General features: G+C 37.5%; 29 protein-coding genes and 1 pseudogene. 2 read left to right on the top strand and 28 right to left on the bottom strand.

Features of this window, described 5'->3' with window-relative positions; translation table 11 throughout:
- Positions 1-169: 169 nt before the first annotated feature.
- From HT696_RS00725 to HT696_RS00600, 26 genes and pseudogenes are all read right to left on the bottom strand, one after another.
- Positions 170-757 carry a hypothetical protein gene (locus tag HT696_RS00725; RefSeq protein ID WP_173282823.1) on the bottom strand — a complete coding sequence of 196 codons (588 nt, stop codon included), beginning with the start codon at positions 755-757 and terminating at the stop codon, positions 170-172.
- 1,069 nt (positions 758-1,826) lie between these two features.
- Complete coding sequence (locus tag HT696_RS00720) at positions 1,827-2,144, bottom strand: hypothetical protein (protein ID WP_173282822.1); 318 nt, start codon at positions 2,142-2,144, stop codon at positions 1,827-1,829.
- Positions 2,141-2,485, bottom strand: a complete 345-nt coding sequence (locus HT696_RS00715; RefSeq protein WP_173282821.1) for a hypothetical protein — start codon at positions 2,483-2,485, stop codon at positions 2,141-2,143. The genes HT696_RS00720 and HT696_RS00715 overlap by 4 nt, the downstream gene beginning before the upstream one ends.
- 3 nt (positions 2,486-2,488) lie before the next feature.
- Entirely contained in the window at positions 2,489-2,671 is a 183-nt protein-coding gene (locus HT696_RS00710) for a hypothetical protein (protein ID WP_173282820.1), read from the bottom strand.
- A 229-nt stretch (positions 2,672-2,900) separates the two neighbouring features.
- The gene (locus HT696_RS00705) at positions 2,901-3,665 is read right to left on the bottom strand and encodes an ATP-grasp domain-containing protein (RefSeq protein ID WP_173282819.1); all 765 of its coding nucleotides are present in this window, start codon (positions 3,663-3,665) and stop codon (positions 2,901-2,903) included.
- 62 nt (positions 3,666-3,727) lie between these two features.
- Complete coding sequence (locus HT696_RS00700; RefSeq protein WP_000179769.1) at positions 3,728-3,916, bottom strand: hypothetical protein; 189 nt, start codon at positions 3,914-3,916, stop codon at positions 3,728-3,730.
- A gap of 321 nt (positions 3,917-4,237) precedes the next feature.
- The gene (locus HT696_RS00695) at positions 4,238-4,804 is read right to left on the bottom strand and encodes a hypothetical protein (RefSeq protein ID WP_173282818.1); all 567 of its coding nucleotides are present in this window, start codon (positions 4,802-4,804) and stop codon (positions 4,238-4,240) included.
- A gap of 464 nt (positions 4,805-5,268) precedes the next feature.
- Positions 5,269-6,012 carry a CPBP family intramembrane glutamic endopeptidase gene (locus tag HT696_RS00690; protein WP_173282817.1) on the bottom strand — a complete coding sequence of 248 codons (744 nt, stop codon included), beginning with the start codon at positions 6,010-6,012 and terminating at the stop codon, positions 5,269-5,271.
- Between the two features lie 310 nt (positions 6,013-6,322).
- Positions 6,323-7,712: pseudogene (gene gtfA / locus HT696_RS00685) on the bottom strand (sucrose phosphorylase).
- Positions 7,713-7,720: 8 nt separating this feature from the next.
- A complete protein-coding gene (locus HT696_RS00680) occupies positions 7,721-8,041 on the bottom strand; it encodes a PTS lactose/cellobiose transporter subunit IIA (RefSeq protein ID WP_049518651.1) in 321 nt (106 codons plus the stop codon).
- Positions 8,042-8,054: 13 nt separating this feature from the next.
- Entirely contained in the window at positions 8,055-9,368 is a 1,314-nt protein-coding gene (locus HT696_RS00675; RefSeq protein WP_049518650.1) for a PTS sugar transporter subunit IIC, read from the bottom strand.
- Between the two features lie 10 nt (positions 9,369-9,378).
- Positions 9,379-9,681: a PTS sugar transporter subunit IIB gene (locus HT696_RS00670; protein WP_001020606.1), complete on the bottom strand. Its 303-nt coding sequence runs from the start codon at positions 9,679-9,681 to the stop codon at positions 9,379-9,381.
- Between the two features lie 12 nt (positions 9,682-9,693).
- Entirely contained in the window at positions 9,694-11,124 is a 1,431-nt protein-coding gene (locus HT696_RS00665; protein WP_173282816.1) for a 6-phospho-beta-glucosidase, read from the bottom strand.
- A gap of 148 nt (positions 11,125-11,272) precedes the next feature.
- Positions 11,273-12,025: a MurR/RpiR family transcriptional regulator gene (locus HT696_RS00660; RefSeq protein WP_173282815.1), complete on the bottom strand. Its 753-nt coding sequence runs from the start codon at positions 12,023-12,025 to the stop codon at positions 11,273-11,275.
- 8 nt (positions 12,026-12,033) lie between these two features.
- Positions 12,034-12,756, bottom strand: coding sequence for a MurR/RpiR family transcriptional regulator (locus HT696_RS00655; RefSeq protein WP_173282814.1), 723 nt, complete (start codon positions 12,754-12,756; stop codon positions 12,034-12,036).
- A 529-nt stretch (positions 12,757-13,285) separates the two neighbouring features.
- On the bottom strand, positions 13,286-14,641 hold the full coding sequence (gene rlmD, locus HT696_RS00650; protein ID WP_173282813.1) for a 23S rRNA (uracil(1939)-C(5))-methyltransferase RlmD: 1,356 nt from the start codon (positions 14,639-14,641) through the stop codon (positions 13,286-13,288).
- Positions 14,642-14,714: 73 nt separating this feature from the next.
- Complete coding sequence (locus HT696_RS00645) at positions 14,715-15,689, bottom strand: DUF1002 domain-containing protein (RefSeq protein WP_173282812.1); 975 nt, start codon at positions 15,687-15,689, stop codon at positions 14,715-14,717.
- 73 nt (positions 15,690-15,762) lie between these two features.
- Entirely contained in the window at positions 15,763-16,377 is a 615-nt protein-coding gene (gene pmp23, locus HT696_RS00640) for a cell wall hydrolase Pmp23 (RefSeq protein ID WP_004254352.1), read from the bottom strand.
- Positions 16,377-17,351 (bottom strand): nucleoid-associated protein, encoded by a 975-nt coding sequence (locus HT696_RS00635; RefSeq protein ID WP_173282811.1) that lies wholly within the window; start codon positions 17,349-17,351, stop codon positions 16,377-16,379. The genes pmp23 and HT696_RS00635 overlap by 1 nt, the downstream gene beginning before the upstream one ends.
- A 7-nt stretch (positions 17,352-17,358) precedes the next feature.
- Positions 17,359-18,615 (bottom strand): serine hydroxymethyltransferase, encoded by a 1,257-nt coding sequence (glyA, locus tag HT696_RS00630; RefSeq protein ID WP_173282810.1) that lies wholly within the window; start codon positions 18,613-18,615, stop codon positions 17,359-17,361.
- A 60-nt stretch (positions 18,616-18,675) separates the two neighbouring features.
- Positions 18,676-19,107, bottom strand: a complete 432-nt coding sequence (locus tag HT696_RS00625; RefSeq protein WP_173282809.1) for a GNAT family N-acetyltransferase — start codon at positions 19,105-19,107, stop codon at positions 18,676-18,678.
- Between the two features lies 1 nt (position 19,108).
- Positions 19,109-19,711, bottom strand: a complete 603-nt coding sequence (locus HT696_RS00620; RefSeq protein ID WP_173283048.1) for an L-threonylcarbamoyladenylate synthase — start codon at positions 19,709-19,711, stop codon at positions 19,109-19,111.
- Positions 19,695-20,531, bottom strand: coding sequence for a peptide chain release factor N(5)-glutamine methyltransferase (gene prmC, locus HT696_RS00615; protein ID WP_173283046.1), 837 nt, complete (start codon positions 20,529-20,531; stop codon positions 19,695-19,697). The genes HT696_RS00620 and prmC overlap by 17 nt, the downstream gene beginning before the upstream one ends.
- Positions 20,531-21,610, bottom strand: coding sequence for a peptide chain release factor 1 (gene prfA / locus HT696_RS00610; protein WP_173283044.1), 1,080 nt, complete (start codon positions 21,608-21,610; stop codon positions 20,531-20,533). The genes prmC and prfA overlap by 1 nt, the downstream gene beginning before the upstream one ends.
- Positions 21,611-21,619: 9 nt before the next feature.
- On the bottom strand, positions 21,620-22,099 hold the full coding sequence (locus HT696_RS00605; protein WP_173283042.1) for a GNAT family N-acetyltransferase: 480 nt from the start codon (positions 22,097-22,099) through the stop codon (positions 21,620-21,622).
- Positions 22,089-22,688, bottom strand: a complete 600-nt coding sequence (locus HT696_RS00600; protein WP_173283040.1) for a thymidine kinase — start codon at positions 22,686-22,688, stop codon at positions 22,089-22,091. The genes HT696_RS00605 and HT696_RS00600 overlap by 11 nt, the downstream gene beginning before the upstream one ends.
- A 123-nt stretch (positions 22,689-22,811) precedes the next feature.
- On the opposite strand from HT696_RS00600, the gene HT696_RS00595 reads away from it, so the two are divergent.
- Both HT696_RS00595 and mnmE read left to right on the top strand, forming a co-directional pair.
- A complete protein-coding gene (locus tag HT696_RS00595; RefSeq protein ID WP_001117401.1) occupies positions 22,812-22,994 on the top strand; it encodes a 4-oxalocrotonate tautomerase in 183 nt (60 codons plus the stop codon).
- 137 nt (positions 22,995-23,131) lie between these two features.
- Positions 23,132-24,505, top strand: a complete 1,374-nt coding sequence (gene mnmE, locus HT696_RS00590; protein WP_173283038.1) for a tRNA uridine-5-carboxymethylaminomethyl(34) synthesis GTPase MnmE — start codon at positions 23,132-23,134, stop codon at positions 24,503-24,505.
- A gap of 45 nt (positions 24,506-24,550) precedes the next feature.
- On the opposite strand, the gene dapA is transcribed toward mnmE, so the two are convergent.
- A complete protein-coding gene (gene dapA / locus HT696_RS00585) occupies positions 24,551-25,486 on the bottom strand; it encodes a 4-hydroxy-tetrahydrodipicolinate synthase (RefSeq protein ID WP_173269759.1) in 936 nt (311 codons plus the stop codon).
- 55 nt (positions 25,487-25,541) lie between these two features.
- Complete coding sequence (locus HT696_RS00580) at positions 25,542-26,618, bottom strand: aspartate-semialdehyde dehydrogenase (RefSeq protein WP_173269755.1); 1,077 nt, start codon at positions 26,616-26,618, stop codon at positions 25,542-25,544.
- Positions 26,619-26,753 lie beyond the last annotated feature (135 nt).

Here is a 26,753-nt window from a genome sequence, read left to right as displayed (position 1 = left end):
CCACTCTAAATATATATAATATTATCGTCTTCATCCCCATATTTCATTCAACGTAAACTTTTAGCAGTTGAAACCACATGAACTATGGAAATATCTAAAATAAAATTCACTCCAGTATCTAATATATAATTCTCCATCTTATTAAATTTTAGACTCTTTCTATTATTTTTTATGAGTTCAATCTCTTAAATACTAAGACATCTCTTTTCTCCAATCCTTTATGATCAGAATTATCTAACTCTTTTATGAATTTCTCCAATCCAATATCTTTATTCCACCAATCTCTCGGTAAAGCTAAATGTTCCCATACTTCAGTTTCAGGTATTTTATCATAAACTGTTAATGAAATTATCAAGGCTAACCAAACATAATCATCATCCACTAATCCTAGAAAATCATTATATAATCCTCTCAAAATCTCATCTTTTTTTATTTCCTGCTTAAAAGTATCAAAATAACCAATTGGAAATTTTCTCTGAAGGATCTCCAAAAGTCTCGAAGGCTCTATAAAAATATAATTTCTTGATAGCTCTTCTTCTTCTTTTGTTGACAATGTAGGATAACTACGCCAATAATATATTTCATCTATAAATTTTGCATTAACTTTTCCTATTTTTTCAGAGTAGGGAATACATCCAAAATAATGCCAAAATTGACAAATTGTACAAATTGTGTAGCCTTTACTCTGAAACTTACATCGTCTATTTATTCTATCAATCATTTTTTCAGAGATAATTGATACTTCCCATAATACCATAGCTTACCTTTCTATAATCAAATAAATATATGTGACAAAAATTTAAAAAATAGACTTGGTGTCTTAAACTATTTAATATAAAATCAAATTGAAAATTTTAAGCACCAATTAATCTATTTCTCCTTACTAATTCCTATTTTACAATATAAATTTAAAATTAACAATGTTTAAATCGTCATCTTTTTTATTGGTAGTGTACAATAATGCCACTTTCTTACTTTTAAATATTTCAAGAAACACTTTATTTTACTTCAATTTGGACTATTTGCAATATTTTTTTATATAATGTTTATCATATGGAGGAATTAATGCCTAATTTTAAAAACTACAAAAGAATATATAATAAAGTGCGGATTGTATAAGCGCATACACTCATACAATCCACTCTTATCCTGCTATGTTGATACCTAGTATTGCAAGAAATTGTATGCGGCAATATGCATCTTAAGATTCAGTTATTATTAATCCATATATGGAATAAGGGACAACTTTGTTTGAAGGTGTTGTTGAAAATGTCAAAACAGTTATTGGCTGTAATTTAAACCCTTTAGCATTTCTAATTACAAAAGCAAAAACAACAAAATTTGACTTTACTGAAATAAAAAAGAAATAGGTAGCCTTAAATATAATTCATCTAAATTGGTCAGCTATAGTTGTCCAACATTTAATATTCTCTACTCATGGTTTACAGAGGACTCAATAGAAGATTTATCAAAACTAAAAATATTGATAAATAATAAAAAAGTAGATCACTTTTAGTGTTCTACTTTTTTATTATTTAAAGAGAGACAAACCATCAACAAAAGGGGTCAACTCCCTCGCCTGCGGGAAGGAAAGGAAAGAAATGACATCAAATCAAGATTTTATTTTTGAATTTACCCCAAAATAGCAACTTCTTTTTTACTTACAATTATTTTAATAAAAAAAGAAGTTACCTGTCAAATAAAACATTAATTTATATCATCTTTGTCTATCTTAGTTATAATGTTTATCAAATCTGATTTGAGCATTTCTTTTCCTCATCTCAATAATTGAACTACAAAAAAATCGGTTGCGCGTAGCGCAACCTTTAGTAATAATCATATTTATCATAATAATCAGATTTACCGATATCTACTCTTCGCCAAACGTCTTCCTCAACCTTTTTGATGTTGAAGTCTTTTGATTTTTCGCTATAAACCACTAAGAAATAACCGTCGTCATTATAAAATTTACTTGTAACTATATGATCTTCCGGTTCGAAATAATAGATATGTTTATCTATTTTTTCAACAGTCACAGTTTTTGTCTCTTGCGATGGGTACATCATAGTGACAAAACTGGGAGCTAACATGAAATAAAGCATGAAGGCAAAAGTCGAATAAACTAATAATCTCATTTCTCTCATCTTTCTTCATCCCCTTTTTCAAATTTGTCTCCGAGTTCTTTTTCTTCCCAAGCATTATATTTTTCAATAAGACGGCTTTCACCTTTGTTTTTAGCTTTGTTGTAAACTATGAAATAGTCGCGACCAAAAGAGCTATATTTTCCGATAATGACGTCATCATCGAGATTGTCTATCTTATAATGTTCTTTAGAAGGAAAACTAGTGTATTCGACTTTTTCAACGATTTCCACTTTTGGGGTTGTGATGTTTGGAATAAGCACCTGTAAAAATATTAATGTTATGACACCAATAACAATACCAAGCATGACATTTTTGTTTAGTTCTAGTTTGTTTAGTAGCATGATTTATTCCATTCTTATTTTTACTTTACTATCACTTACAGTGATAATTTTAATATTTAAGGCTTTTAAAATCGCTGAAATATATTCAGATTCAGAAAACCTCATATAATCTTTATCTAAAACAACCTTATTAACAATCAAATTTGCTTTTTGGATTAACAAAATTACTTTATCAAGTTTCTTCAAAGTTAAATCATTATTTTTGATTTTTTAAAAATAATATTCATCTTCTTTTTTTTTAATAATGCAAATATATCATAAAGAAGAAACAATATCAACATTTTTTAGTAATTTTCCGATTTTTAAAAATAATTCCCGCGTACGCATGTCTGATAACTAAAAAATTCTTTTGCCAAACACTAATAAAAAACAGTGATTTACTAGTTACAGTTACACAGATTTACTTCTGTTCCTTTTAGAAACTTATATTTTCATTTTTAGGCATAGTAAAAATATCGTTTCTTTCAAAATAAGGTTTTACCATTTCTTTCCATCTAGCTTTATGAAAATTGATTGACTTTAAAGGAGATAGTCCATAATTTCCCAATGCATAACCATCATTTACTTCAACAACAAGTGTCCTGCCATCACTAGTAACACCGATATCTAGTCCATAAGCTATTGGCGCATCTTTCCAACATGATATGGCTTCATCAATTACACTAGGATCAAATTGTGTATGATAATCACCTGTATAGGGCCGAACATCTAACACGCGACCATCTAAAACAAAACAGCGCCATTCTGCTATGAATTCTACAACCTCACTAATCCATATAGGATAGTCGAAAGGTAGACCAATACCTATTAAATCATGGGTTCCATTAACAACTCTTCCAGTAAATACTTTTGAACCAGCTTTAGGCTTAATAAATTTTCCCCAATTATCAGGTATATTTACAATCTCTCCTAAAACACCTGCATAAATCTTTCGACCATAAAACTCTTTAAGCTCAATAGGATAGTCATAAACCGGAACATTTAACCCCATCATTTTTAGCAATGCTCTAGTCTCCATTATATAATCTACAACTATATCTTCACTTGTTAACTGTTCTATTTCAGAAAAAGATTGATATAAAATAATTTCTTCTCCTTGTAAGTAGGCACCTACTTGAGCATTGTATTTATTAATTGAAACTTCACTTGGTAGTTTGCTTTGTCTAATATAAACAACCATTTCATCACTCCTGCTTCACTAGTGTTGCACCTGTTTGTAAAAAAATAATAGCAATTTTGCTCTTATTTTTTTGAGTAAATAGCTCCCATAATATCATCGAAATAATCAACAGTATTTAGGAGTAATTCTATAACCTGGGACTTTGTTAGTCGCATTCCTCTTCTATCTCTAGCATCTTCTACTAAATTTTCAAGTTTCTCTAGATTTTTATCATCCAAGCTAATCATTATTCTATTTTTATCGGTTGCCATTTTCTTCACCTCTAGTTAATTCTATCATAGGTGTAACACTTGTGTCAACTGGCTTTTATAATACATTAGTTTAAAAGTGGAGAGGATTTTTAACACAGTAACTTTAAATCTTTAGTATTAAAAAATTTTCACAGTATTTATAGAAATAAAATCTATCTCAAATAAGTTATCAAATCTAGTATAAATTATGAGCGGCTACTCTAATACTTTCCCTCTAAACAAGAAGAAGGCTTACACTCAAGGATTTTCTTAACCCCCTTCGTTACAACGTTTTGACGCTTTTACTAGCAAAGGTACATACTCACAAGGAACTTTGCTTGACTATTGAATCTCTCCCACCTCTTCTTTAACATATCCTTCTACATCTTCAATCTCTACAAACATTGAGTCTAAATGTGATAAGAAATGCCAATCTTCGGCACCTTTTTTTCTGTAGAGAATCGCTTCTCCGTCTTCACTTCCGAAAAAGCTTCTGTCGATATCATATCCACGGCTTTCTAAGAAGTCTTTTGCTTTACGATAGTTCGTTTCTCTTGTTTCGACATAGACTTTAACTTCATGGTTGTTAACGACATATGCATCGATTTTTGAATATCCTTCGATTACTCTATCGTTTTTGAGGGATAAATTTGAAATCTCTTTCCAAATAATGTCTACATTTTCCTCAGGATCGAACATAAATTTAGATAAAGGAACAATATTTCCGTTAAAAATAATTTCCATATAATCCGGTATGTTTTTAGGATTAAAATACTCCACTTCAAAACCATCTTCTGTTTCCAGAGTGTATCCCGGGATTTGAACTACAAAGGCTTTCCCATCTTCTATGGAATCAAATGCGACTAAATCTTTAGAATAATTATTTTGATATAACTCTAATATAATCATTTATAACCTCATATAAATTATCCGTAGATTGATTTTTCAGAATATAATACTGATTAGTTACCCTTAGGATATAGCAAATCCTTTTTTCCACCTTCTTAAAACATCATTTCAAGGCTACATACTCGGCGGTTCGCTGTTACCCTATCGTTTCGTCGTAAACTTCTTACTCTACGACAGCTATCCCATTGGCAGACTCAAAAGGTTCAGTGAACCTTTTGGGGATTAACTTTGTTTCACTAACAAACTTACACACTCAACATGTGGTAATATTTTTCTTTTATACTAATAAACAAAAGGCAATGAAAATCATTTTAAAATGATACTGTGGAACGGAAAGATTTTCGCCAGTTCCAAAAGAAACGACATTCATCATTCCACTTGAAATTACAACAGAAAATTCTTTAACATCGATTATCTAGATAGACCGATTGTTACCTTCAATAATGGATATACTGATCTAAATTTTAAAATGTTGTTTCCTTACTAATCCTATTACTCGCCAATATTGTATAAATTAAATAAGTAATAAATATGATAATAAAAATAAGATTAATTTTTAACACAAAATAGAGATTTAACAAATTTGCGAATGCATGAAATAATAGACAGTACCCCACAGATTTCGTTTGACGATAAAGAAGCCCTAAAACAAAACTTAAAAATAATGTATATATAAAAAATAAAATAAAAGGAAATCCTTGATGACTTTCTCCAACTATAAACCATAAAGGCAGATGCCATATTCCCCAAATTGATCCTACAATCAAATTAGATTGCCAATAAGTATATTTTTTATCAAGTAATGGCTGTAATATTCCTCTCCATCCTAATTCTTCATGTCCACCACCAAAAAAAATTAGTTGTATAAAGAATAATGGCATCAGATAAATTGATACTCCATTTAATTCTAAGGAAGATACAGAAAATAGTATCAAAATTGCTAACAAATGAATAATGAAATAAATACTACTATTTTTTCTTTTATTAAATACAAAATGTTTAAATTTTATATTATTACTTTTCAAATAAAAACCACTTGCAATAGCTGGACCAAGTGCACCTACTATATGTAACATTCTCCCTATAAATGTTTCTAATCCCAAAATATGAGATTGAGTAAATATGGTAAGAAGCCCCCAAGCTATATAAGTAATTCCAAATGTACAATAAAGATAATTTTTTAAATTCTTTTTGTCAATTTCTGTCATTTTATCTTCCTAATCTTGATTATTCTACGTATAATATTTTTTTACTGCTTCTTAGTTGCTGTCGATTTTAAACTACCTATATTTTATCACAAAAATAGGAGCAGTTTAATTGACTGTTCCTGTTTTTTTATTACAAATATTCTCGAACAATTATCGTCACAACAGAATATAATTCATAGTTTACGTTTAAGTACTATTTTGTTACTAACTAGAGCCACAAAAAGAGTGAGGAAATCAAACGTTTCCACCACTCTTTTGTATTCTATTATAGATAAATCGATGTTCTTTCACTATCTATTTTCTCTGTAATTTAAAATGATTTATCTTTCAGATTAGCTCTTAATTCTGCCACTGTATTGGCATCGGTATTGGTCCAACTGATGTGAATAGTATTAGCGTCTTCCATGTCAACAGTAAACTCTCCATCAAATGCTGCGCTGCTATTACGGAATTTGAGCAGATTGAACAAGGACTGCACAACTGGGCGTTGAACTTCTCGCTCAATTTCTTCCAAATCATAATAGTGACGGTTGATGTTGTGGCCTTCTTTGGTTGATTCGAGCAATTCGATATCATTTTCTCCTGCCAACAAGCCAACGTAGTAAATCTGCGGAATACCTTGTGCAAAACATTGAAGCACACGTGCCAAGAGATAGGCTTGGCCATCATTTCCTAAAACTGAATAGTAGGTATAATTTATCTTATAAATATCCAAATTGTTGTAGTCCTCTGAGCTGTAAATCGTTTTGACATTTGCTCCTTGGGAATAGAGGGCTTCTCTTGTCACCTCTGTTTCCTCATCTGTCAGCAAGTCCTTGACATCGACCACTCCGTGTCCAAGGTTGTAAATTGCTTGCGAGGGCAGATTTCCATCCAGTGAACAAGACGGTTGACATTACCTGAATAAAGAGCATGAAGAACCAGCATCGGAAGGGCAAAGTCATAGACATAGTAGTCTTGCTCAGCGATTTTTTGCTGAATGGTGTAATGTTCATGAATTTCTGGAAGAATTTCCACTCCTTTTGGTGCCAATAGCTGACGCGGAAAATGAAGCATTTCCCAAATATCTGGCTCAACAAAGAAACAGTTGGTGCCGATTTTATTATTGGCGTAGGCAAAGGCGTCCAAGTGAATAATGGAAGCTCCGTGGTCCGCCAGCTGTTCCAGATTTTCCTGAATAAAGCGACGAGTTGTTTCTGTTGTCACATCGAGGTCGATCTGTTGCTCATCAAAGGTACACCAAACTTTTTCCTCACTACCATCAGCAAACTTGGTAATGCGATAGGGAGCACGTGGCTTCCGTTTGTAAATCAGGTCTACATCTTCCTGAGTCGGCCCACTGTTTGGCCAAAAGTTTTTGTAGCGGATAAACAAATCCGCATAGGCAGACTCATCTTTCTTTTCTAGGAAATCAAGGAAAAAGGCGACTTGGCTGAGATATGGTTAATCATGAAATCAAACATGAGGTAGTAGTCTTGACTGAGTGCCTCAATATCGCTCCAATCTCCAAAAGCCTCATCAACCTTGGTATAGTTCATGGGTGCAAACCCGCGGTCGCCTGACGATGGAAAGAAGGGAAGAATGTGGACACCACCGACCACATCTTTCAAAGGGCCTTCTAAGACCTACTTCAAGTCTTTCAGATTTTTTCCAAGACTGTCTGAATAGGTAATTAACATTGCTTGATTTTTTACTTTCATAACTTGCTCTATTTACCTTCCTCAAAGCGTTTATAGACTGCTATAAATTCCTCAGCAATCGTTCGAAAACCTTCTGCACTCATTAACTGATCCTCAGCATGCATCAGAAGTAGACCTGTTTCGCTTAATTCCCCATTCATTTCTTTTGTCAAAAGTGAGTGGTGAGCATTGTGTCCCTGTACAAATGCTTCTTCGCCTTGTTTAATTCTATCTTTAGCCTGCTCGAATTCACCCTGCTTAGCCAATTGAATAGCATTGATGTACATAGATTTTGCTGTTCCTACATAGGTGATAATTTGAAAACACACTTCGAGTACTTTTTCGTCCATTTTAATACCTCTCTTACCAATCTTCATCTTCTAAATCGCTTGTTTCTTGTATTACAGCTTGTAAAGCTTGTTTATCCATCTGTTTAATAAACGGATAATAAACAAAGAAAGACATAACCAAAATAAGTGTTTGCAACAAGGCTGTTTTCCAACCACCGATGATAAATCCTGAAATAATTGGAGGACAAGTCCACGGAACTTGAACGGCACCATACATAGGTGTCAGTCCAAAATAAATCGCTGAATACTGGATGATACAAGATAAAATAGGCGTTAATATAAAGGGAGTTGCTAAAACTGGATTCATTACAATCGGCAAACCAAAGAGCACCGGCTCATTGATATTAAAGATGGCTGGAACCATTTCAAGACGTCCAAGAATTTTTAGTTGTTTTGATTTTGCAAATGCAACCATGTAAACTACCAAACCAATCGTAATCCCGGCACCTGTAACATTGATAAATTGATCAAAAAATTGAATCGTCACAATATGACCGCCATTGGCTAGATTTAATTCTAGGCCCTTATCTAAAATGGCTTGGTTTTCCAAAGCATTCGCCTGTAGCAAGCCACTCATGATGCCACCAACTACAGTTGAGCCGTGAACCCCAAACATCCATAAGAATGGTACAAGGAAACACATAAGCACCGCACCAAACAATGAGTCAGTCAAGCCTTGCATTGGTGTTTGAATAAGATTATAAATCACTTCAATCGTTGTGACCTTAAACAATTGTTCAACAAGTCCGACAAAGATCGTTGCCGCTGTGATAATAACAGTAGCAGGAATCAAGGCTGAAAATGCGTTGGCTACACCAGTTGGTACGCCATCTGGCATTTTGATTTTGATATTTTTCTTCAAAAACCAAGAATAGCTTGCTCCTACAATCAAACCAACGATAATGGCACCAATCATCCCTTTCCCGGAAGTCCAATCCTTCAGAATAATGTTACCAACTACATCCCCATTTTTAGAAATCAAACTGGAGGGCTGGATTAGCAAGAAAACTGCTAGGGCAATGACACCTGCCCCAAGCGGCTCCTGTTTTTCTAGCTTAGCATAGGTATACGCAATCCCAATGACTGTTACAATCGCACTGATATTAAAGGTTGCACCAATTGCTTGATTGAGAACAGGGGTAATACCACTAGTTTCTAACATCGTTGCTAGAGCTGGAACTGGAAGATTGGCCAAGATAAGAAAGATGGAGCCAACAATCAACAATGGCATAGAGAAAACAATACCATCTTTTATCGCTGTTACACCTTTGGTATTGACAAAGGCCATCATCCTATCAACAAACTTTTTAATCAGTTTATCCTTCATCATCTTCTCCTTATTTTTTCATCATGTAAGCTTGTTTAAGAACTGCCATACCGTTTGCAGTACCATAATCAGCCATTGCAATCACTTCTACAGGAACATTGTGAGAAGCACAAATTTCTTTTGCTTTTTCAAGTTGGAAACCAACCTGTGGGCCTAATAGAGCCACATCAATATCTCCAACTCTTTGTTCCAATTCACTGATGGAATAAGCTGCAATTGTTGCATCTTTCCCTTTTTTCTGAGCCGCTTCTTTCATACGCTCAACCAAAATACTTGTTGACATACCTGCTGCACAAAACAATCCAATATTCATTTTAATTACTCCTTATAATTCGTTTCCATTTGATGCAATCACTTTTTGATACCATGTAAAGGAATCTTTCTTCATTCGTTGCAAAGTTCCTTCGCCATTATTATTCTTATCGACATAGATAAAGCCATAACGCTTCTCCATTTCACCTGTACCAGCACTAACAATATCGATACAGCCCCAAGGGGTATAACCAATGACATTTACGCCATCTTCTTCAATCGCTAACATCATTTGTTCAATGTGTTGTTTGAGGTAATCAATGCGGTAAGAATCATGGATTCCATCAGGCTCTACCTTATCATAAGCACCGAATCCATTTTCAACTATAAACAGCGGACAGTGATAGCGATCGTATAAAAGATTTAAGCTATAGCGTAATCCCTCAGGGTCTATCTGCCAACCCCAATCGCTTGATTCAATATAGGGATTTTTCTTAGTGTAAACATCTTTGAAAAGTTCTTCTGTTTCCTCAGATGCTGTAGCAGTCACTGTATCACTCATATAGTAACTCAAGCCAATATAATCTACACAACCTTCTTTTAGAGTTTCTAGATCTTCTGGTAAAATATCCAGTTTGATATTATTTTTTCGACAAAAGGCCTCGATATAGTAAGGACGCTCTCCAAAAACATGAAGATCTCCATAGTGAAATAAACGATGCTCCATTGCCTTCTGGCTAGCAAGTATATCTTTTGTATCACATGTATTCGGGTAAAATGGTACCATTGCCAGCATACAACCAATTTTGAAATTTTTATTGATTTTCCGACCCAATTGTACAACTTTTGCAGAAGCCACTGACTGATAATGGATAACCTGCTGTAGTACCTCAACTGGATTTTCATCTTCTTGATAAATGACACCAGAATTAGTCCATGAGCACCAAGGAACATTAATTGCACCTTGATTATTGATCTCGTTAAAGGTCATCCAATACTTAACTTTGTCCTTATATCGTTCCATGACGACTTCCGCAAAACGAACAAAGAAATCAATCAACTTGCGATTACGCCAAGCACCATACTTAGTAACTAGATGATAGGGCATTTCAAAGTGACTGAGTGTGATGACCGGTTCAATTTGACGAGCTAGCAGCTGATCAAATAAATCATCATAAAATTTCAACCCTTCTTCGTTAGGTTCTTCTTCATCTCCATTTGGGAAGATACGAGTCCAGGCAATCGAAGTTCGAAAACACTTAAATCCCATCTCAGCGAATAATTGTATATCGTCCTTATAGGTTCTGTAAAAATCTATTGCATCATGATTCGGATAATATTCGTCAGGTAAGACGCCATCAGTAATCTGTCGAGAGTGGCTAGCACTTCCAACCGTCATTACATCGGCTATCGAAATGCCTTTTCCACCTTTATCATATCCTCCTTCAATTTGGTGAGCAGCAACTGCCCCACCCCATAAAAAGCCTTCTGGTATTTTTGCCATTTTACCAATCCTTTCTGTATTTTGTACTAGCGCTATGAACAAGTCTATTTTATAACATACTGTATCTGCTGACAATAGATATTGAGATAGAAAATAAATGTACAGTCGAACAATATTTGTTACATAAAAAAAACAAGAGTTTTCACTCCTATTTTTTTAAATAAACTTGGTAACGTAAGGATTCTAAAAAATAGACAACTGGAATCTGAGTGGTCAAATTAGTGGAACGTAGCGAGGAATCTGCGTAGGCAACTGGCATAAAGTAGGATAAATTTATATCCGATAGCTGTGATAAAGTGGAAATATCTGTATTTGTCAGACTAACAATCTTAGCATTTCTTTCTTTGAATCCCTGTACCAGAGTTAGAACTTCTTCTGTCTCACCGCTGACACTTAGAGCAATAACCAAAACATCCTCCAAATTAGAATGATGCAATTTCAGAGAATAAAATGGGTTAGTAATAGCAAAGCTAAGAATACCGATTCCAGAAAAAAGATATGAGCCATATTCTGCCAAACTTAGACTAGTACCCATCCCTAAAAAGATAACTTGTTTGGCTTGAACGATCAAGTCTGCTATCTCTGATAGTTGTTTTTTTAAAGCTTCATCTTGGACACTAGTCTGTAAAAATTGTATTGCTGGAATATCAATAGGAAAGTAGTGACGATGTTTATTTTCCTTATCTTCCGACCTTGACAAGGCATATTTTAAATCATTGTAGCTATCAAATCCCATCTTTTTCGCAAAACGAATGATGGTTGTTGTCGATAGATTTATAGATGTCGATAGCTCTCTGATAGTCATCGTAGCAACTTTATCTCTATGTTGCAATATAAAATTATACACGCTTAATTCACTATTATTTAGCCCTTTTACTTTATGATAATCAAATAAATTCATAGACACCCTTATGCTTTTGTAGTATATAGTTGTTTCATTAACATTTCAATAATGAGAATAACAGGTACCTGCGTCGTAATATTAAACCCATTTAAAAATAATTGAGGAACATGATAGGTTATGGAGCAATCAGATAGCCTTGACAATGTTGATTCCAATGTATTTGTGATGGCAATAACTAGACAACCTTTTTCCTTTAATTTTTGTACAATTTTCAATGTTTGAGAAGTCTCACCAGATTCGGATAAGGCAATGACACAAGTTTTTTCCATACTGTTTTGTAGCACTGGTTGCCAAGGATCTTCAATACACATACTAAATTTGCCAATATTTGAAAAATAGCGCGCTCCATATCGACCTAAAGTTCCAGAGGAATCAATTCCGACAAAAACAATCTGTTCAACTTTCTTTAAGATTGCCACAGCCTCCATAATCAGCTGCAAAAAAGTATCTTGCTCAGTATAATCAATGAATAGCTTCAAAGAATGATTGTCTTGATTGTTTAAAATAATTTGCTCATTTTTTAAATATTCTTTATAAGCAATCTTAAAATGGCTATATCCATCAAATCCTAGATGCTTGCAAAATCGTTGTACGGTTCCAACTGATACATGTGCAAGTTGGGCCAATTCCTTGATTGTCATAGAGGATATATTTTCATTTTCTAAAATAGTTGTATAAATAGCATTTTCTAAGTCGTTAAAACTTGCTACAACCTCATAACTAAACATATAATTCCTTTTTCTATCTCTATTGATTTGCTTACAATGTAACAAAAAACTAATAACCAAAGTGTTCTACACTAAAATAATGGAGAGCATAATGGCTATAAAACCAAGTCAGCATTAAAATCTATTAGAAAACCAGACGAATCAGATTTGTCTAACGAGACATGGTTAAGAGAAAATACTTTAAAACAGTATTGCCTTATGTCCTAGATTATATCATATTTTTGAGCATACTTTGAGTATTGTTAGTTAATTGACTTAAAAGAAACATAACAAGAGCTTATCTCTATTAAATTGTCTCAATTTCAATCGCCCATTCTGGAGATATGTAAGGTGGGGACGTTTCTATTCCCACAATCTCCTTGTCAATGGAAACAAACACGTACCCACAGGGTAAATGGAAATAGAAACTGATAATTTCTAGCTATCACTTCTATTCATTCCAAAAATTTTCTCACTCTGAGACTTCCCCACGCCAATACAAAAAGCCTTGCAATCAAGGCTTTTCGTTATCCCTTTCATTCAAAGGTTTCTAGGTTTTTACAAGCAAAGCTACACACTCCACGTGATGCGTTTGTGGAAAAAGATCCACTGGCTGGACTTTCTTCAACTCATATCCCAATTCTTGGTAGAGTTTGATATCACGCGACATGGTTGCAACATTACAGGAGATATAGGCAATGCGGTCTGCTCCTGTTTGGCTACTTGCCTTGATAAAGCTTTCGGTTAGGCCCTTGCGTGGAGGATCAACCAAGATAATGGTTGGTTGAATACCTTCTTTGAGCCAATTTTTCATAGCATTTTCAGCTGTGTCACAGACATAGTGGGCGTTTGAAATATTGTTCAGTTGGGCATTCTTCTTACTATTCTCAACCGCTTCTGGAATTACCTCAACACCATAAACTTCTTTAACATGTTTCGCAACAGAGAGGCCAATCGTCCCAATACCAGAATAGGCATCAATGACCACATCATCTTCTTTTAATTCAGCAAAGTCAATGGCTGTTTGGTAAAGTTTTTCAGCCATTTCAGTATTAACCTGGTAAAAGGCTGGACCAGCGATTTGGTAGTCATTTCCCAACATCTGGTCAGTGATAAAGTCTTGTCCATAAAGGGTGCGCCATTCCTTACCAAAAATTGCATTGGTATTCTGATCATTGATATTTTGCATGACAGACACAATCTCTGGGAACTGCTTGATTAGTTGTTCAATCAATTGCTCTACACGGAAAACTTTAGGACGAGTTGTTACCAAAATAACCATGATTTGTCCTGAATAGTGTCCGCGACGCACCACAAGATTCCTAATTAAGCCAGACTGCTCCTTTTCATCATAAGGTTTTAAATCATAACGACGGAGCAAGTCGCGTAGAGTTACTACTAGCTCGTCAATCACGGAATCTTGGATAAAGAAATCTTCCAAAGGCATGAGGTCGTGGGAATTCTTACGGAAAAATCCTGTTTCCAAGATACCATTCACTCTACGGACAGGGACCTGTGCCTTGTTACGGTACTTGACTGGATTTTCCATACCTAAAGTTTCAGCAACCTCTACATCAGCAATTCCAGCAATCTTGTAAAGACTGTCCTTGACTTGCTTGGTTTTAAACTTGAGCTGTTCTGGATAGGCAAGATGACCTAAATCAGCAATTCCTGAACGCAGATAAGCCAAATCTAGATCTTGATTACGGTGTGGCGACTGGACTAGGTATTCTTCCACTTTCCCAAAACCAATCTTTTTATTGACCTTGAGAACTCGCATGAGAATTTTTTCACTCGGTAAAGCATTCTCTACAAAAAAGACCAAACCATCCACCTTGGCCACTCCTGCACCTTCATGGGTCAAGTCAACAATTTCAACTTCTACAATATCATTTTTCTTTAACATTCTCTTCTCTTTCTATTGGCCGACAAAAAAGACGGCAACGTTACGGTTACCATCTATTATACCATGAAATTTCTTAAGAACCAAAACTCTTGAAGAAGTTGACAATGGCTTGCCAGAGGGAGCTTAAAAAGTTCCCGCCGTCCTCTATCGCCTTATCAGCATCAAAGTTAAGGTTGATATTTTTAAAACTGTCGCCAGCTTGTGAAACAATACTTTGTTTAAGGTCATTTAGAGTTTTAGTGAAGTCTGTATTACTAAGAATATCACTTTTTGATAGATTCAAGGCAAAATTGATGATGATATTGATTTGGTTTCCTGTTATAACCTGATCAAGTTTGTAATTTTTCAAGGTATCCTCAACAATTTTAAGAACATCTTCCTCTGTCAGAGTTCCCTTAGATTCTTTTGCTTTGGCTAGTCCTGACTTGATATCAGCTAGTGCAACGTTTAATTTATTAGCATCATATCCAGTTTTGTCCTTATTTTCAGCATTGATAGCTGATAAAGCCTTCAACTCTTCTTGAGCCAAATCTTTATTAGCTTGTGGCACCTTGGCTCCATTAGCCTCTAGCGAATAGTAAATCCCGGCTAAGGCACTTTCACCTGTAACTGGAATGGGTGCTGCTACAGTAATTTTGGCATGTTCCACACCTAAAGTTACGGCCGCATTGCGGTACATATCCTGCGTCACCTTAGTGATGTTTTCTGGTGTTTCAATCTTGACCTCAAGTGGCGACTTGTCACCTAGCTTTTGAATCTTGGCTGATGAATACAATTGTAAGCTAGAGTCATTGGCAACATTCATAATCTTAGAATAGACATCAGGCGTCATAGTCTTGAGTTCTTTAGTATCTGTTGAGGCATTGTAGCCTAGTTTTTTTAGAGTTTGATTTTTTTGGTCTTCAGACAATGATGAACCTAGGACATATTCAGGTTGATCATAGGTTTCATCGATGACTTTTTGAACATCTGTTGCTGCATGGGCGCTATTCATAGCTGTTACTGCCCACAAAACCGCAGCACTGGTCAGAAAGAGTTTCTTTCTCATAGGGAATTCCCTCCTTTACCTTTCTAGAGTAATATATCTATCTTAAAGAAAACTTATAACAAAAACACCTGGTCTAGCCAGATGTTGAAAAGAGAGTGAAACATTTGATGATGTAAAGGTTGAGTTGCACCTGTCTAGAATAGTAATAGTTTCCTCCATTTACATAGAGTTCGGCACCGTGAAAAATGGAAATGGGGTGAATATAACTATAAGTCTTTCCAGTGGTATTACCAAGCAAGGGAGCAACAGTCTCACGAGAGTACTGTTTGGCCAGAGCCAAGGTGTTTTCCTTACCATTTTGGGCGATAAAATCGATATAGGCAGGTCCAAAATTATAGGCTTGAACAGCTGTCCAGACATCAACACCCTGCTTCTGGGCTAGATAGAGATTGTCTGTCAGAGTTTGAACGCCTTGCCGAATGCTAGAGGCATTATCATTGATGGTGTTGGTGGAACCACTTGCAGACTCACTAGACTGCATAACATCGCCTTCTTTTCCTTTTGTTTCGGTATAAATCATAGCGAGCACAAGCTCTTCGTTTGCTGGGGTGTCTTTTTCACTCAAGATTTCTCGCACCATGGGTTGATAGGTCATGACTTGCTTGACATCTTGGTGAACGCGGTAAGCTTTATAGCCAGCAAAAAGGAAGACTGCTAGTACAAGCACTCTTCGAATTCGTTTAAACATTATTTACTTTGGATATCCTCGATATTTTTGATTAAGATAGAGTAGGTTCCATTGTCATTTTGGATAAACTCAACAGACTCAGCGTCTTGATAAACATTATTGGGAACGATGAGCTCAATTCCATTTGACAAGGAGAGTTTTTGGTTTTCAAATTTCTTTAATTGGCGACTGGCATCAATTTCATCAAATTGAACAGGCTCTGGTACAGCTTCCTTGACTTGATCAATAAAGCTCAAACGAGCCGTCAGATTATTGTCAAAAAGGTCGTTGGCCAATTTTTCAGGTGACAATTCATTGCTTTCTTCTAGGTTGTTGAAAATCGCTGATTTGACCTTGGATTGAAATTGAAAGTCATCTGTATTAAAAGATTCAGCAATTCTCTGGGCTGTTTTTTCCAGTTCTTTGATAGATTTCTTAGGAGAAATCTTAGGAGCGACAGCAAGAAGATTATCTGAAAAATAGTTCAAGAAAGTCCCGTTGTACTTGATTCGTTTTTCAATCAGATGATACTTGCGGCTTTGAAGATTAACCACCAAGGCTTCGTCAGCACCCGTTCCAAATCCAGGCAGGTTATTCTGAGTCAACTTGATTGGATTATCAACTTCTCCTCCGAGGTGAGTCAGGGTCTCACGCAGGGCAATTCGCAAGAAAGCGAAATGTTCCACGCCTTCTTTAGAAAATTGCACAAAAATCAAGTCATTGGTCTTGAGATTTTCGGAAATGCTGAACTCCTCTTTCCAGAGATTAGCCAGTGTTACTGATGTCTCCAACAAATCGTCTGTGATATGATTGAAGAAGGGATTTTCTTCCTCGAAAATCCCAGTCTTAGCTTCATCTGAATACACACGTTCAATTTTTCTACGCAGGTATTCTTCGATTTTTGGAGTAATATTGAGAAGCTTATCCGCTAGGAACAGCTCGGTATCATCCGGGCTAAACTGATGGATAATGGCTTTCTTAATATAAATGTCCATAAAAGTTTTAGTCCTCGTATAATGGGAAGGCATCCGTCAATTCTTTGACTTCACTTCTCACTTCTTCTAAGACAGCTTCATTTTCTGCATTTTTAAGGGTTTTAATGATGAGTTCAGCCACTTTGCGACTTTCTTCTTCACCAAATCCACGTGCAGTAATGGCTGCTGCTCCGATACGAATCCCACTTGTCTTAAATGGTGACAAGGTTTCGTAAGGGATTGAGTTTTTATTTAGGGTAATATTGACTTCATCCAGCAAGTTTTGAGCAACTTTTCCGTTTTCTACAACCTTAGTCACATCCACTAGGAAGAGGTGGTTTTCAGTCCCGCCAGAAATGATACGGAAATCAGGGTCTTGCAAGAAGACATCTGCCATAGCCTTGCTATTCTTGATAACATTGGCAGCATATTCCTTGAAAGCTGGATCTAAGACCTCTTTAAAGGAAACTGCCTTAGCAGCAACAACATGTTCCAAAGGCCCACCCTGAATACCAGGGAAAATAGCTGAATTGATTTTCTTAGCTAAGTCTTCATCATCGGTCAAAATCAAACCACCACGAGGCCCACGAAGGGTTTTGTGGGTCGTTGTTGTAGTGATATGAGCGTATGGTACTGGACTTGGGTGAAGACCAGCAGCAACCAAACCAGCGATATGAGCCATATCTACCATGAGCTTAGCACCAACGGCGTCCGCAATTTCACGGAATTTTGAAAAGTCGATAATTTGAGAATAGGCTGACGCACCAGCTACAATCAGTTTTGGTTTGACTTCTTGGGCTTGTTTTAAGATAGCATCAAAGTCCAAGAGTTCTGTTTCAGGATCCACACTATAAGAAACAAAGTTGTAGGTTTGACCAGAGAAGCTGACAGGAGCTCCGTGGGTCAAGTGTCCACCTGCTGCTAAATCCATTCCCATAACGGTATCCCCTGGCTCAATCAAGGCCATGTAAGCCGCACAGTTGGCTTGGCTTCCTGAGTGAGGTTGGACATTGGCGAATTTAGCGCCGAAAATTTCTTTTGCACGTTCAATAGCTAGACTTTCTACCACGTCTACCACATCCGTTCCACCATAATAACGATGGCCTGGGTAGCCTTCGGCGTATTTATTCGTCAAGATAGACCCTTGAGCTGCCATAACAGCCTTGGAAACTACGTTTTCCGAAGCAATCAACTCAATGTTGTTTTGTTGTCGTTCTTCTTCTTTGGCAATAGCATTCCATAGATCAGCATCATATGCTTTAAAATCATCTTTGTCAAAAATCATAGGTCTTCTCCTTTATTGTGTGACTAGTCCATTAGTTTAATTTTCTAATAAGAAAATAAACTAAAAGATGCGAATAAACCGTTTCTGCATTTTATCACAAGTATAACCAACTTTTTCATAAAATGCATGAGCTCCCAGACGATGATCGGCAGAGTTTAAGCGGATAAACCCGTAACCACGTCTTTTGGCTTCTTGTTCCAACCCTTGTAGTAAACTTTTACCAATACCTTGTCCTTGCGCTTGAGGTGAAACTGTTAAGGCTAAAATATTAAATCCTGCTTTAGAATAAAGTGATTCATAGACCTCAGCGTGGACATATCCAAGCAAGGAATGACTAGCTTCATCCTCATAAGCAAGTAAGAAATGATGGGAATCCTGAGACAGTCTAGCTAGTTGACTAGACGTGTCCTCTAGACTAAAAGAATAGCCCAAAGCCTCTTGGTTAATTTCACAAATGGCTTTCACATCTGTTTCTTGCAAATCTCTTAGCATTTTAAACCTCCTCAAAAGAAATCTCTGGCAACCGAGCAAGAATATCTTCTCGCTTAATGGCCCCTTGGCGTAAGATTTTCACCTTGTCTACAGACAAGTCCAAAATAGTCGAATCATGTCCGGTTAGAAAAGAATCGTCTTCTAGCCCCAGAACCTCTTGGTCAAAATCCTTCAGAATTTGTTCAAAGGTTACTCCACTCGCCTGACCTGAAATATTGGCAGACGGTCCAATCAAGGGCCCCGTCTCTCTAATCAAATCAAGCGTGATAGGGTGACTGGGCATCCGAAATCCCACCGTTGCAAGGCCAGAATTGACCCAATAGGGAACTCGGTCATTGGCTTCAAGGATAATGGTCAAGGGACCTGGTAAAAAGGTCTCTACAAGTTTTTGTAGATAAGCTGGCTGATTCTTTGAAAAGTGCAAGATGTCCTCTAGAGAGGCGATATTGAGATTGAGTGCCTTGTCCCTGGGACGACGTTTAAGTTGGTAAACATGGTCAACTGCTTTTTCGTCTAGAGCCTTGGCAAAGAGACCGTAAACTGTCTCTGTAGGAAGAACGACAGCTCCACTATTTTCCAACTCTTGTCTAATCCTGTCCATCATCAACTACAACCATCCTATCTTGACCAAATTGGTCCTTAAGTGTTCTTACACGTTTTTCAGGAAGATGTTTCCTAAAAAGTTCAGGAACACTTTGACCTTGCTTGTATCCAATTTCAAGGTAAATCTTACCACCATCTTTGAGATAGTCTTTTGCATCTTCCGCAATTCTACGGTAAATAGCTAGGCCATCCTCGTCTGCAAAGAGAGCTAGATGAGGCTCCGAATGCAAGATATTCAAGCCGACCTCTGACTCATCTTCACGAGAGATATAGGGTGGATTGGAAACAATTATATCATATTTTTCAGAAATTTCTGTAAAACAGTCAGATTTTTTTAAAAATATTTGAAGATTTTGATTTTTAGCATTTTCGCTAGCTACATCTAAAGCATCTTGGGAAATATCCGCTGCCGTCACTGACCAATCTGGTCTGTTTTTTGCTAGAGCGAGAGCAATAGCTCCACTACCTGTTCCAATATCCAGAACTGAAAGATTCGTCTCAGGATTTTCAGCTAGGATAAGCTCCACCAATTCCTCTGTCTCTGGACGAGGAATCAAAACCCGCTCATCAACTGTTAACTGCATTCCATAAAAATCTGCCTGTCCAATGATGTACTGGGCTGGTTTATGAGCTGCTAACTGTTGGAAAATTCCTTTTACAAATACTTCTTCCTCTTCCGTCACTACCTGCTGAAGAGCAAAGACAAAGTCAGTAAAAGAAAGATTCTTCAGGCCACGGTAGACAAAAGAGAGGCTTTCAGCTTCCTCTCCTTGTCTTATCAATTCTTCTTCAAAATCTGAAAATAATTGAGCTAATTTCATTATTTGTTTAATTCTTCTAATTTTTGTGTTTGGTCATAGAGCACCAAGGCATCCACAACTTCATCTAGTTTACCAGACAAAATGGTATCTAGTTTTTGGAGAGTCAAGCCGATACGGTGGTCTGTTACACGGTTTTGTGGGAAGTTATAAGTACGAATCCGTTCTGAACGGTCCCCAGTACCGATTGTCGACTTACGCTCAGCGTCCTGTTCATCTTGTGCAATCTGAGCAAAGTGGTCAGCAACACGCGCACGGATGATTTTCATGGCTTTCTCACGGTTCTTCTGTTGAGTACGTTCTTCCTGCATCTCAACCTTGATATTTGTTGGCAAGTGAACGATACGAACGGCAGTCGCAACCTTATTGACGTTCTGTCCTCCAGCTCCAGATGCATGGTAGATGTCAACACGAAGGTCTTTTGGATCAATATCGTATTCAACTTCTTCTACTTCAGGCATGACAAGTACTGTTGCTGTCGAGGTATGAACACGGCCTTGACTTTCTGTCACAGGGACACGTTGCACACGGTGGGCACCTGATTCGTACTTGAGTTTAGAGTAAACTGACTGACCTGAAACCATGGCAATCACTTCTTTGAAACCGCCGACACCGTTCATAGAAGCCTCCATGACTTCAAAGCGCCAGCCTTGGGCTTCCGCATACTTTTGGTACATGGTTAAAAGATCTCCAGCGAAAAGTGCTGCTTCGTCTCCACCAGCTGCTCCACGAATTTCAAGGATGATGTTCTTGTCATCATTTGGATCTTTAGGAAGGAGCAAAATTTTCAGTTTTTCTTCGTATTCTTCTTTTTCAGCCTTGGCATCTTTGAGCTCTTGCTTGGCCATTTCTTCCAAGTCCGCATCTCCGCCTGATTCCTTAATCATCTCTTCAGCATCGACGATATTTTGAAGGACTTGTTTGTACTCACGGTAGGCTGTTACTGTGTCACGAGTTGAAGCTTCTTCTTTTGAAAGCTCCATAAAACGTTTGGTGTCAGAGACCACATCCGGGTCACTTAGCAATTCTCCTAATTCTTCATAACGGTCTTCTACAGCTTGTAGTTGATCATAGATGTTCATTTTTTCTCCTTATTTCTCAATTGTTAAATCATAGATTGCTACTACTTCGTTCTCGGATATTTCCCCAGTTTCTTTAAATCCATAACTGAGGTAACAAGATCTTGCATGTTCATTTTCTGGTTCATAAGACAACCAAAGTTTATTGCTTAAACCTGCTGGCGCTGTCCGAACATAGTCTAGTACTTTATCCATAATTGGTTTAAAATATCCTTGATTTTGAAAATTCTTATCAATCATAAAACGAAATAGTAAATAATTTCCACTACTAATTCCGATCTTTTTATCATAAGCTAACATCACAAAACCTATGATTGCATCATTATCATAAACTGCCAATGGAGCTACAAAATCTCCATTTTTAGTGTAGACATATGCTTCAGCTAAACTAATTGCGTTGGTAGCAATAAATTGTTTTTGATATTCCTTAACATCCAAATGCAGAACATCAAAATAATTTTCCATTGTAACATCTCTTAGTTCAATTGTCATAGTTTTGCTCCTTGTTAGAGGTTATCATTGGCGCAAAATAATGTTTACGGCAAACCGAGATATAGGTTTCATTTCCACCAATCTGGATCTGCTCACCATCATAAACGGGTAGTCCATCCTGTGTACGCAAAACCATAGTTGCCTTTTTCTTACAATACTGACAGATGGTCTTAATTTCGTCAATCTTGTCTGCTAAAAGCAAGAGATACTTGGAACCTTCGAACAGTTCATTGCGAAAGTCATTTTTCAAGCCAAAAGCCATGACAGGTATGTCTAACTCATCAACAACACGAGCTAGATCGTAAACATGGTGACGCTTGAGAAACTGGGCTTCATCGACCAACACACAGTAAGGTGTTTCTGGTAAATCACGGATATAGCCGAAGATATCAGTTGTTTCCTCAATAGCAATGGCAGGGCGTTTCATGCCAATTCGACTCGACACATAGCCAACACCGTCACGCGTATCCAGAGCCGAGGTCATAATCACAACACCTTTTCCTTGCTCCTCATAGTTATAGGCCACTTTGAGAATCTCAATGGTCTTACCAGAGTTCATGGTCCCATAACGATAATACAACTGTGCCATGTTTCTTGCTTCACGTCCATTTCTAAATTTTTGCTACATTCTAGTATATCATAATTTTCTTAAGCTTTAAACGGCAAAATGTGGTAAAATAGAAGAAATCAAAAACTAGTGGAGGAAGCTATTATGCCATTTGTACGCATCGATTTATTTGAAGGACGCACGCTCGAGCAAAAGAAGGCTCTTGCTAAGGAAGTAACGGAAGCGGTTGTTCGCAACACAGGAGCACCTCAGTCTGCTGTCCATGTCATTATCAACGACATGCCTGAAGGAACTTACTTCCCACAAGGGGAAATGCGCACCAAATAAGCTAGCTTAAGCAGAATTGCTTAGGCTTTTTCAATCTCCAAGTAGCATCCATTGAAGAAATAGTTCAAATTTGTTACAATTTGAAAAGAGACTTGGAAAAATTTCCAAGAAAAGAGCTATTTATTAAAGGAAACATTATGATTACACGTGAATTTGATACCATCGCTGCTATCTCTACTCCACTAGGTGAAGGGGCTATTGGTATTGTCCGCCTAAGCGGAACAGACAGTTTTGCTATTGCGCAAAAGATTTTCAAAGGGAAAGACTTGAGTCAGGTTGCTAGCCATACCCTTAACTACGGTCACATCGTTGACCCTCATACAGGAAAAGTCATGGACGAGGTTATGGTTGGAGCTATGAAGTCTCCAAAGACCTTCACTCGTGAGGATATTATCGAGATTAACACTCACGGTGGGATTGCGGTGACCAATGAAATTCTCCAACTAGCAATCCGTGAAGGAGCTCGGTTGGCAGAACCTGGTGAATTTACTAAACGCGCCTTTCTAAACGGTCGTGTGGATTTGACACAGGCCGAGGCGGTGATGGATATCATCCGCGCCAAGACAGACAAGGCCATGAACATTGCAGTTAAACAATTAGACGGCTCCCTTTCTGACCTGATTAACAATACCCGTCGAGAAATCCTTAACACACTTGCTCAAGTTGAGGTTAATATCGACTATCCTGAGTATGACGATGTTGAGGAAGCTACTACTGCTGTTGTCCGAGAGAAGACAATGGAGTTTGAGCAATTGCTAACCAATCTCCTTAGGACAGCCCGTCGCGGTAAAATCCTTCGTGAAGGAATTTCCACTGCTATTATCGGCCGTCCCAACGTTGGGAAATCCAGCCTCCTCAACAACCTCTTGCGTGAGGACAAGGCTATCGTTACAGACATTGCTGGTACGACACGTGATGTCATTGAAGAATACGTCAACATCAACGGTGTCCCACTCAAACTGATTGATACAGCTGGTATTCGTGAAACGGATGATATTGTGGAGCAAATCGGTGTCGAGCGTTCGAAAAAAGCCCTCAAGGAAGCTGACCTAGTTCTACTAGTGCTAAATGCCAGTGAACCACTAACCGCCCAAGACCGCCAACTTCTTGAGATTAGCCAAGATACAAACCGTATTATTCTACTTAATAAAACAGACCTGCCTGAAGCGATTGAAACTTCGGAACTACCTGAAGATGTCATCCGTATTTCAGTTCTTAAAAACCAAAACATTGATAAGATTGAAGAACGCATTAATGACCTCTTCTTTGCAAATGCTGGTCTAGTCGAGCAAGATGCAACCTACTTGTCCAACGCCCGTCATATTTCCTTGATTGAGAAGGCTGTTGAAAGTTTGCAAGCTGTTAATGAAGGGCTGAAACTAGGTATGCCAGTTGACTTGCTTCAAGTTGACTTGACTCGTACTTGGGAAATCCTCGGAGAAATCACTGGAGATGCTGCTCCCGATGAACTCATTACACAACTCTTTAGCCAATTCTGTTTAGGAAAATAAGAAAAATCCATGATCCTTCTTGCGGTCATGGATTTTATTGTCTTATTAGTAATCTGGTCTTAAAACACCTGTTACAGTTGCCTTAGTCGCTTCGTAGTCTCCATCTACAACAACCTTGATAATGCGTTTGGCATCTTCTTCTGGTGCTGGAACAAGAGGTAGACGAGTTGGTCCAGCTGCAAATCCCATATAGTTCAGAACTGCCTTAACTGGAGCAGGACTTGGATAAGAGAAGAGGGCATTGACCTTAGGAATGAATTTACGTTGAATAGCTGCAGCTTTCTTCATATCGCTTTCTGCAATAGCAGTAAACATCTCGTGCATCTCATCTCCATTTGTATGAGAGGCAACAGAAATAACCCCATCCGCACCAAGATTCATGGCATGGAAAGCATCTCCATCCTCACCAGTATATACCAAGAACTCTTCTGGTTTGTGCTCAATCAAGTAAGCCATATTAGCCAAACTAGTACATTCTTTGACACCGATAATATTTGGATGATCAGCCAAGCGAAGCATGGTTTCTGGAGTTAATTCGACAACCACACGACCTGGAATGTTATAGATGATAATTGGTAGATCCGAAGCATCTGCAATGGCTTTAAAATGCTGATACATTCCTTCTTGAGAAGGTTTGTTGTAGTAAGGAACAATAGCAAGCCCAGCAGCAAAACCACCAAACTCAGCAACTTCTTTGACAAACTCGATCGAGTCACGCGTATCATTGGTACCTACACCTGCAATCAAAGGAACACGTCCATTGACAACTTTTTGTACAGCCGCAAACAACTCCAACTCCTCATCGTGGGTCAAAGTTGGACTCTCAGCCGTCGTTCCTGCAAGAAGAATACCATCTGTATGGTGGGCCAATAAATGCTCAATCAAGGCTGGAATAGCATCAAAGTTGATAGAACCATCCTCGTGGAAAGGGGTAATGAAGGCCGTGATGATTTTACACTCTTTTAAATCTTGATAAGACATGAAAACACCTCTCTATTTCAAAGAAGGAGTTCATCTGAACTCCTAAACGATATGACTATTTTAATTCAAATTTCAATTCAGCTGTTGGACGAACCAAGCCACGTTCGTGCAAAGTTTCAGCAATCTGAACTGAGTTCCAAGCAGCACCTTTGAGAAGGTTATCTGAAACAACCCACATGTGGATTCCTTTTTCAGCATCCAAGTCTTTACGGATACGACCAACAAAGGTATCACGTGAACCCACTGCATTAATGGCTTGAGGATAGATTTGATGAGCTACATCATCTTCGAGAACAGCACCCGGGAAGGCTGCGATAGCTGCTTTGACTTCTTCGATTGGAGCCACTTCTTTTGTTTCGATGTAAACAGACTCAGAGTGAGCTGACAAGACTGGAATGCGCACACATGTTGCAGACACTGCGATGCTATCATCTTCCATGATTTTCTTAGTTTCCTTAGTCATCTTCATCTCTTCGTAAGTGTAATCATTGTCAGTGAAGACATCAATTTGTGGAAGAGCGTTAAAGGCGATAGGATAATGTTTCTTGTCACCGCCTGAAGGTAAGATTTCCGCATGCAAATCACGTGGAGTTACACCATCATTCAAGACTTCACGAAGTTCACGTTGTGTCTCAAGAATTGCTCCCATACCAGCACCTGAGACGGCTTGGTAAGTTGAAACGATGATACGATCCAAGCCCCATTTTTGGCGAACTGGCTCAAGAGCCACCATCATTTGGATTGTTGAACAGTTAGGGCAAGCAACAATCCCGTTGTGGGCATCAAGTGCGTGAGCATTGACCTCTGGAACAACCAAAGGAACATCTGGATTTTGACGGAAGTAAGATGTATTATCTACTACTACCGCTCCAGCTTTAACTGCGTATGGTGCATACTTAGCTGATGTCGAACCACCTGCTGAAAAGAAAGCGATGTCAACTCCTTCAAAAGCTGTTTCAGTCGTTTCTTCAATCGTAATATCTTGATCTTTAAATTTCAATGTCTTGCCTGCTGAACGTGCAGAAGCAAGTAAACGAATTTTATCGATTGGAAGTGTTGATTCTTCCAACATTTTTATCATCTGAGCTCCGACAGCACCTGTCGCGCCGACTACAGCAACTGTATATCCCATAAATAACCTCTTTCGGAATTTTCTAAAAATTTCTATAATAGAAGTATTATACTACTTTTTCCATGAATTGCAAAGCTTTTTCATCATTTTTTGGAAAATAAAAATCCCCAGTCGCTAGACTAGGGACTAAGAGGC

Source organism: Streptococcus sp. 9903 (genome assembly GCF_013276625.1).
Taxonomy (GTDB): Bacteria; Bacillota; Bacilli; order Lactobacillales; family Streptococcaceae; genus Streptococcus.
The sequence above is the reverse complement of the archived record's forward strand: the minus strand, read 5'-3'. Positions and strand labels throughout refer to the sequence as shown.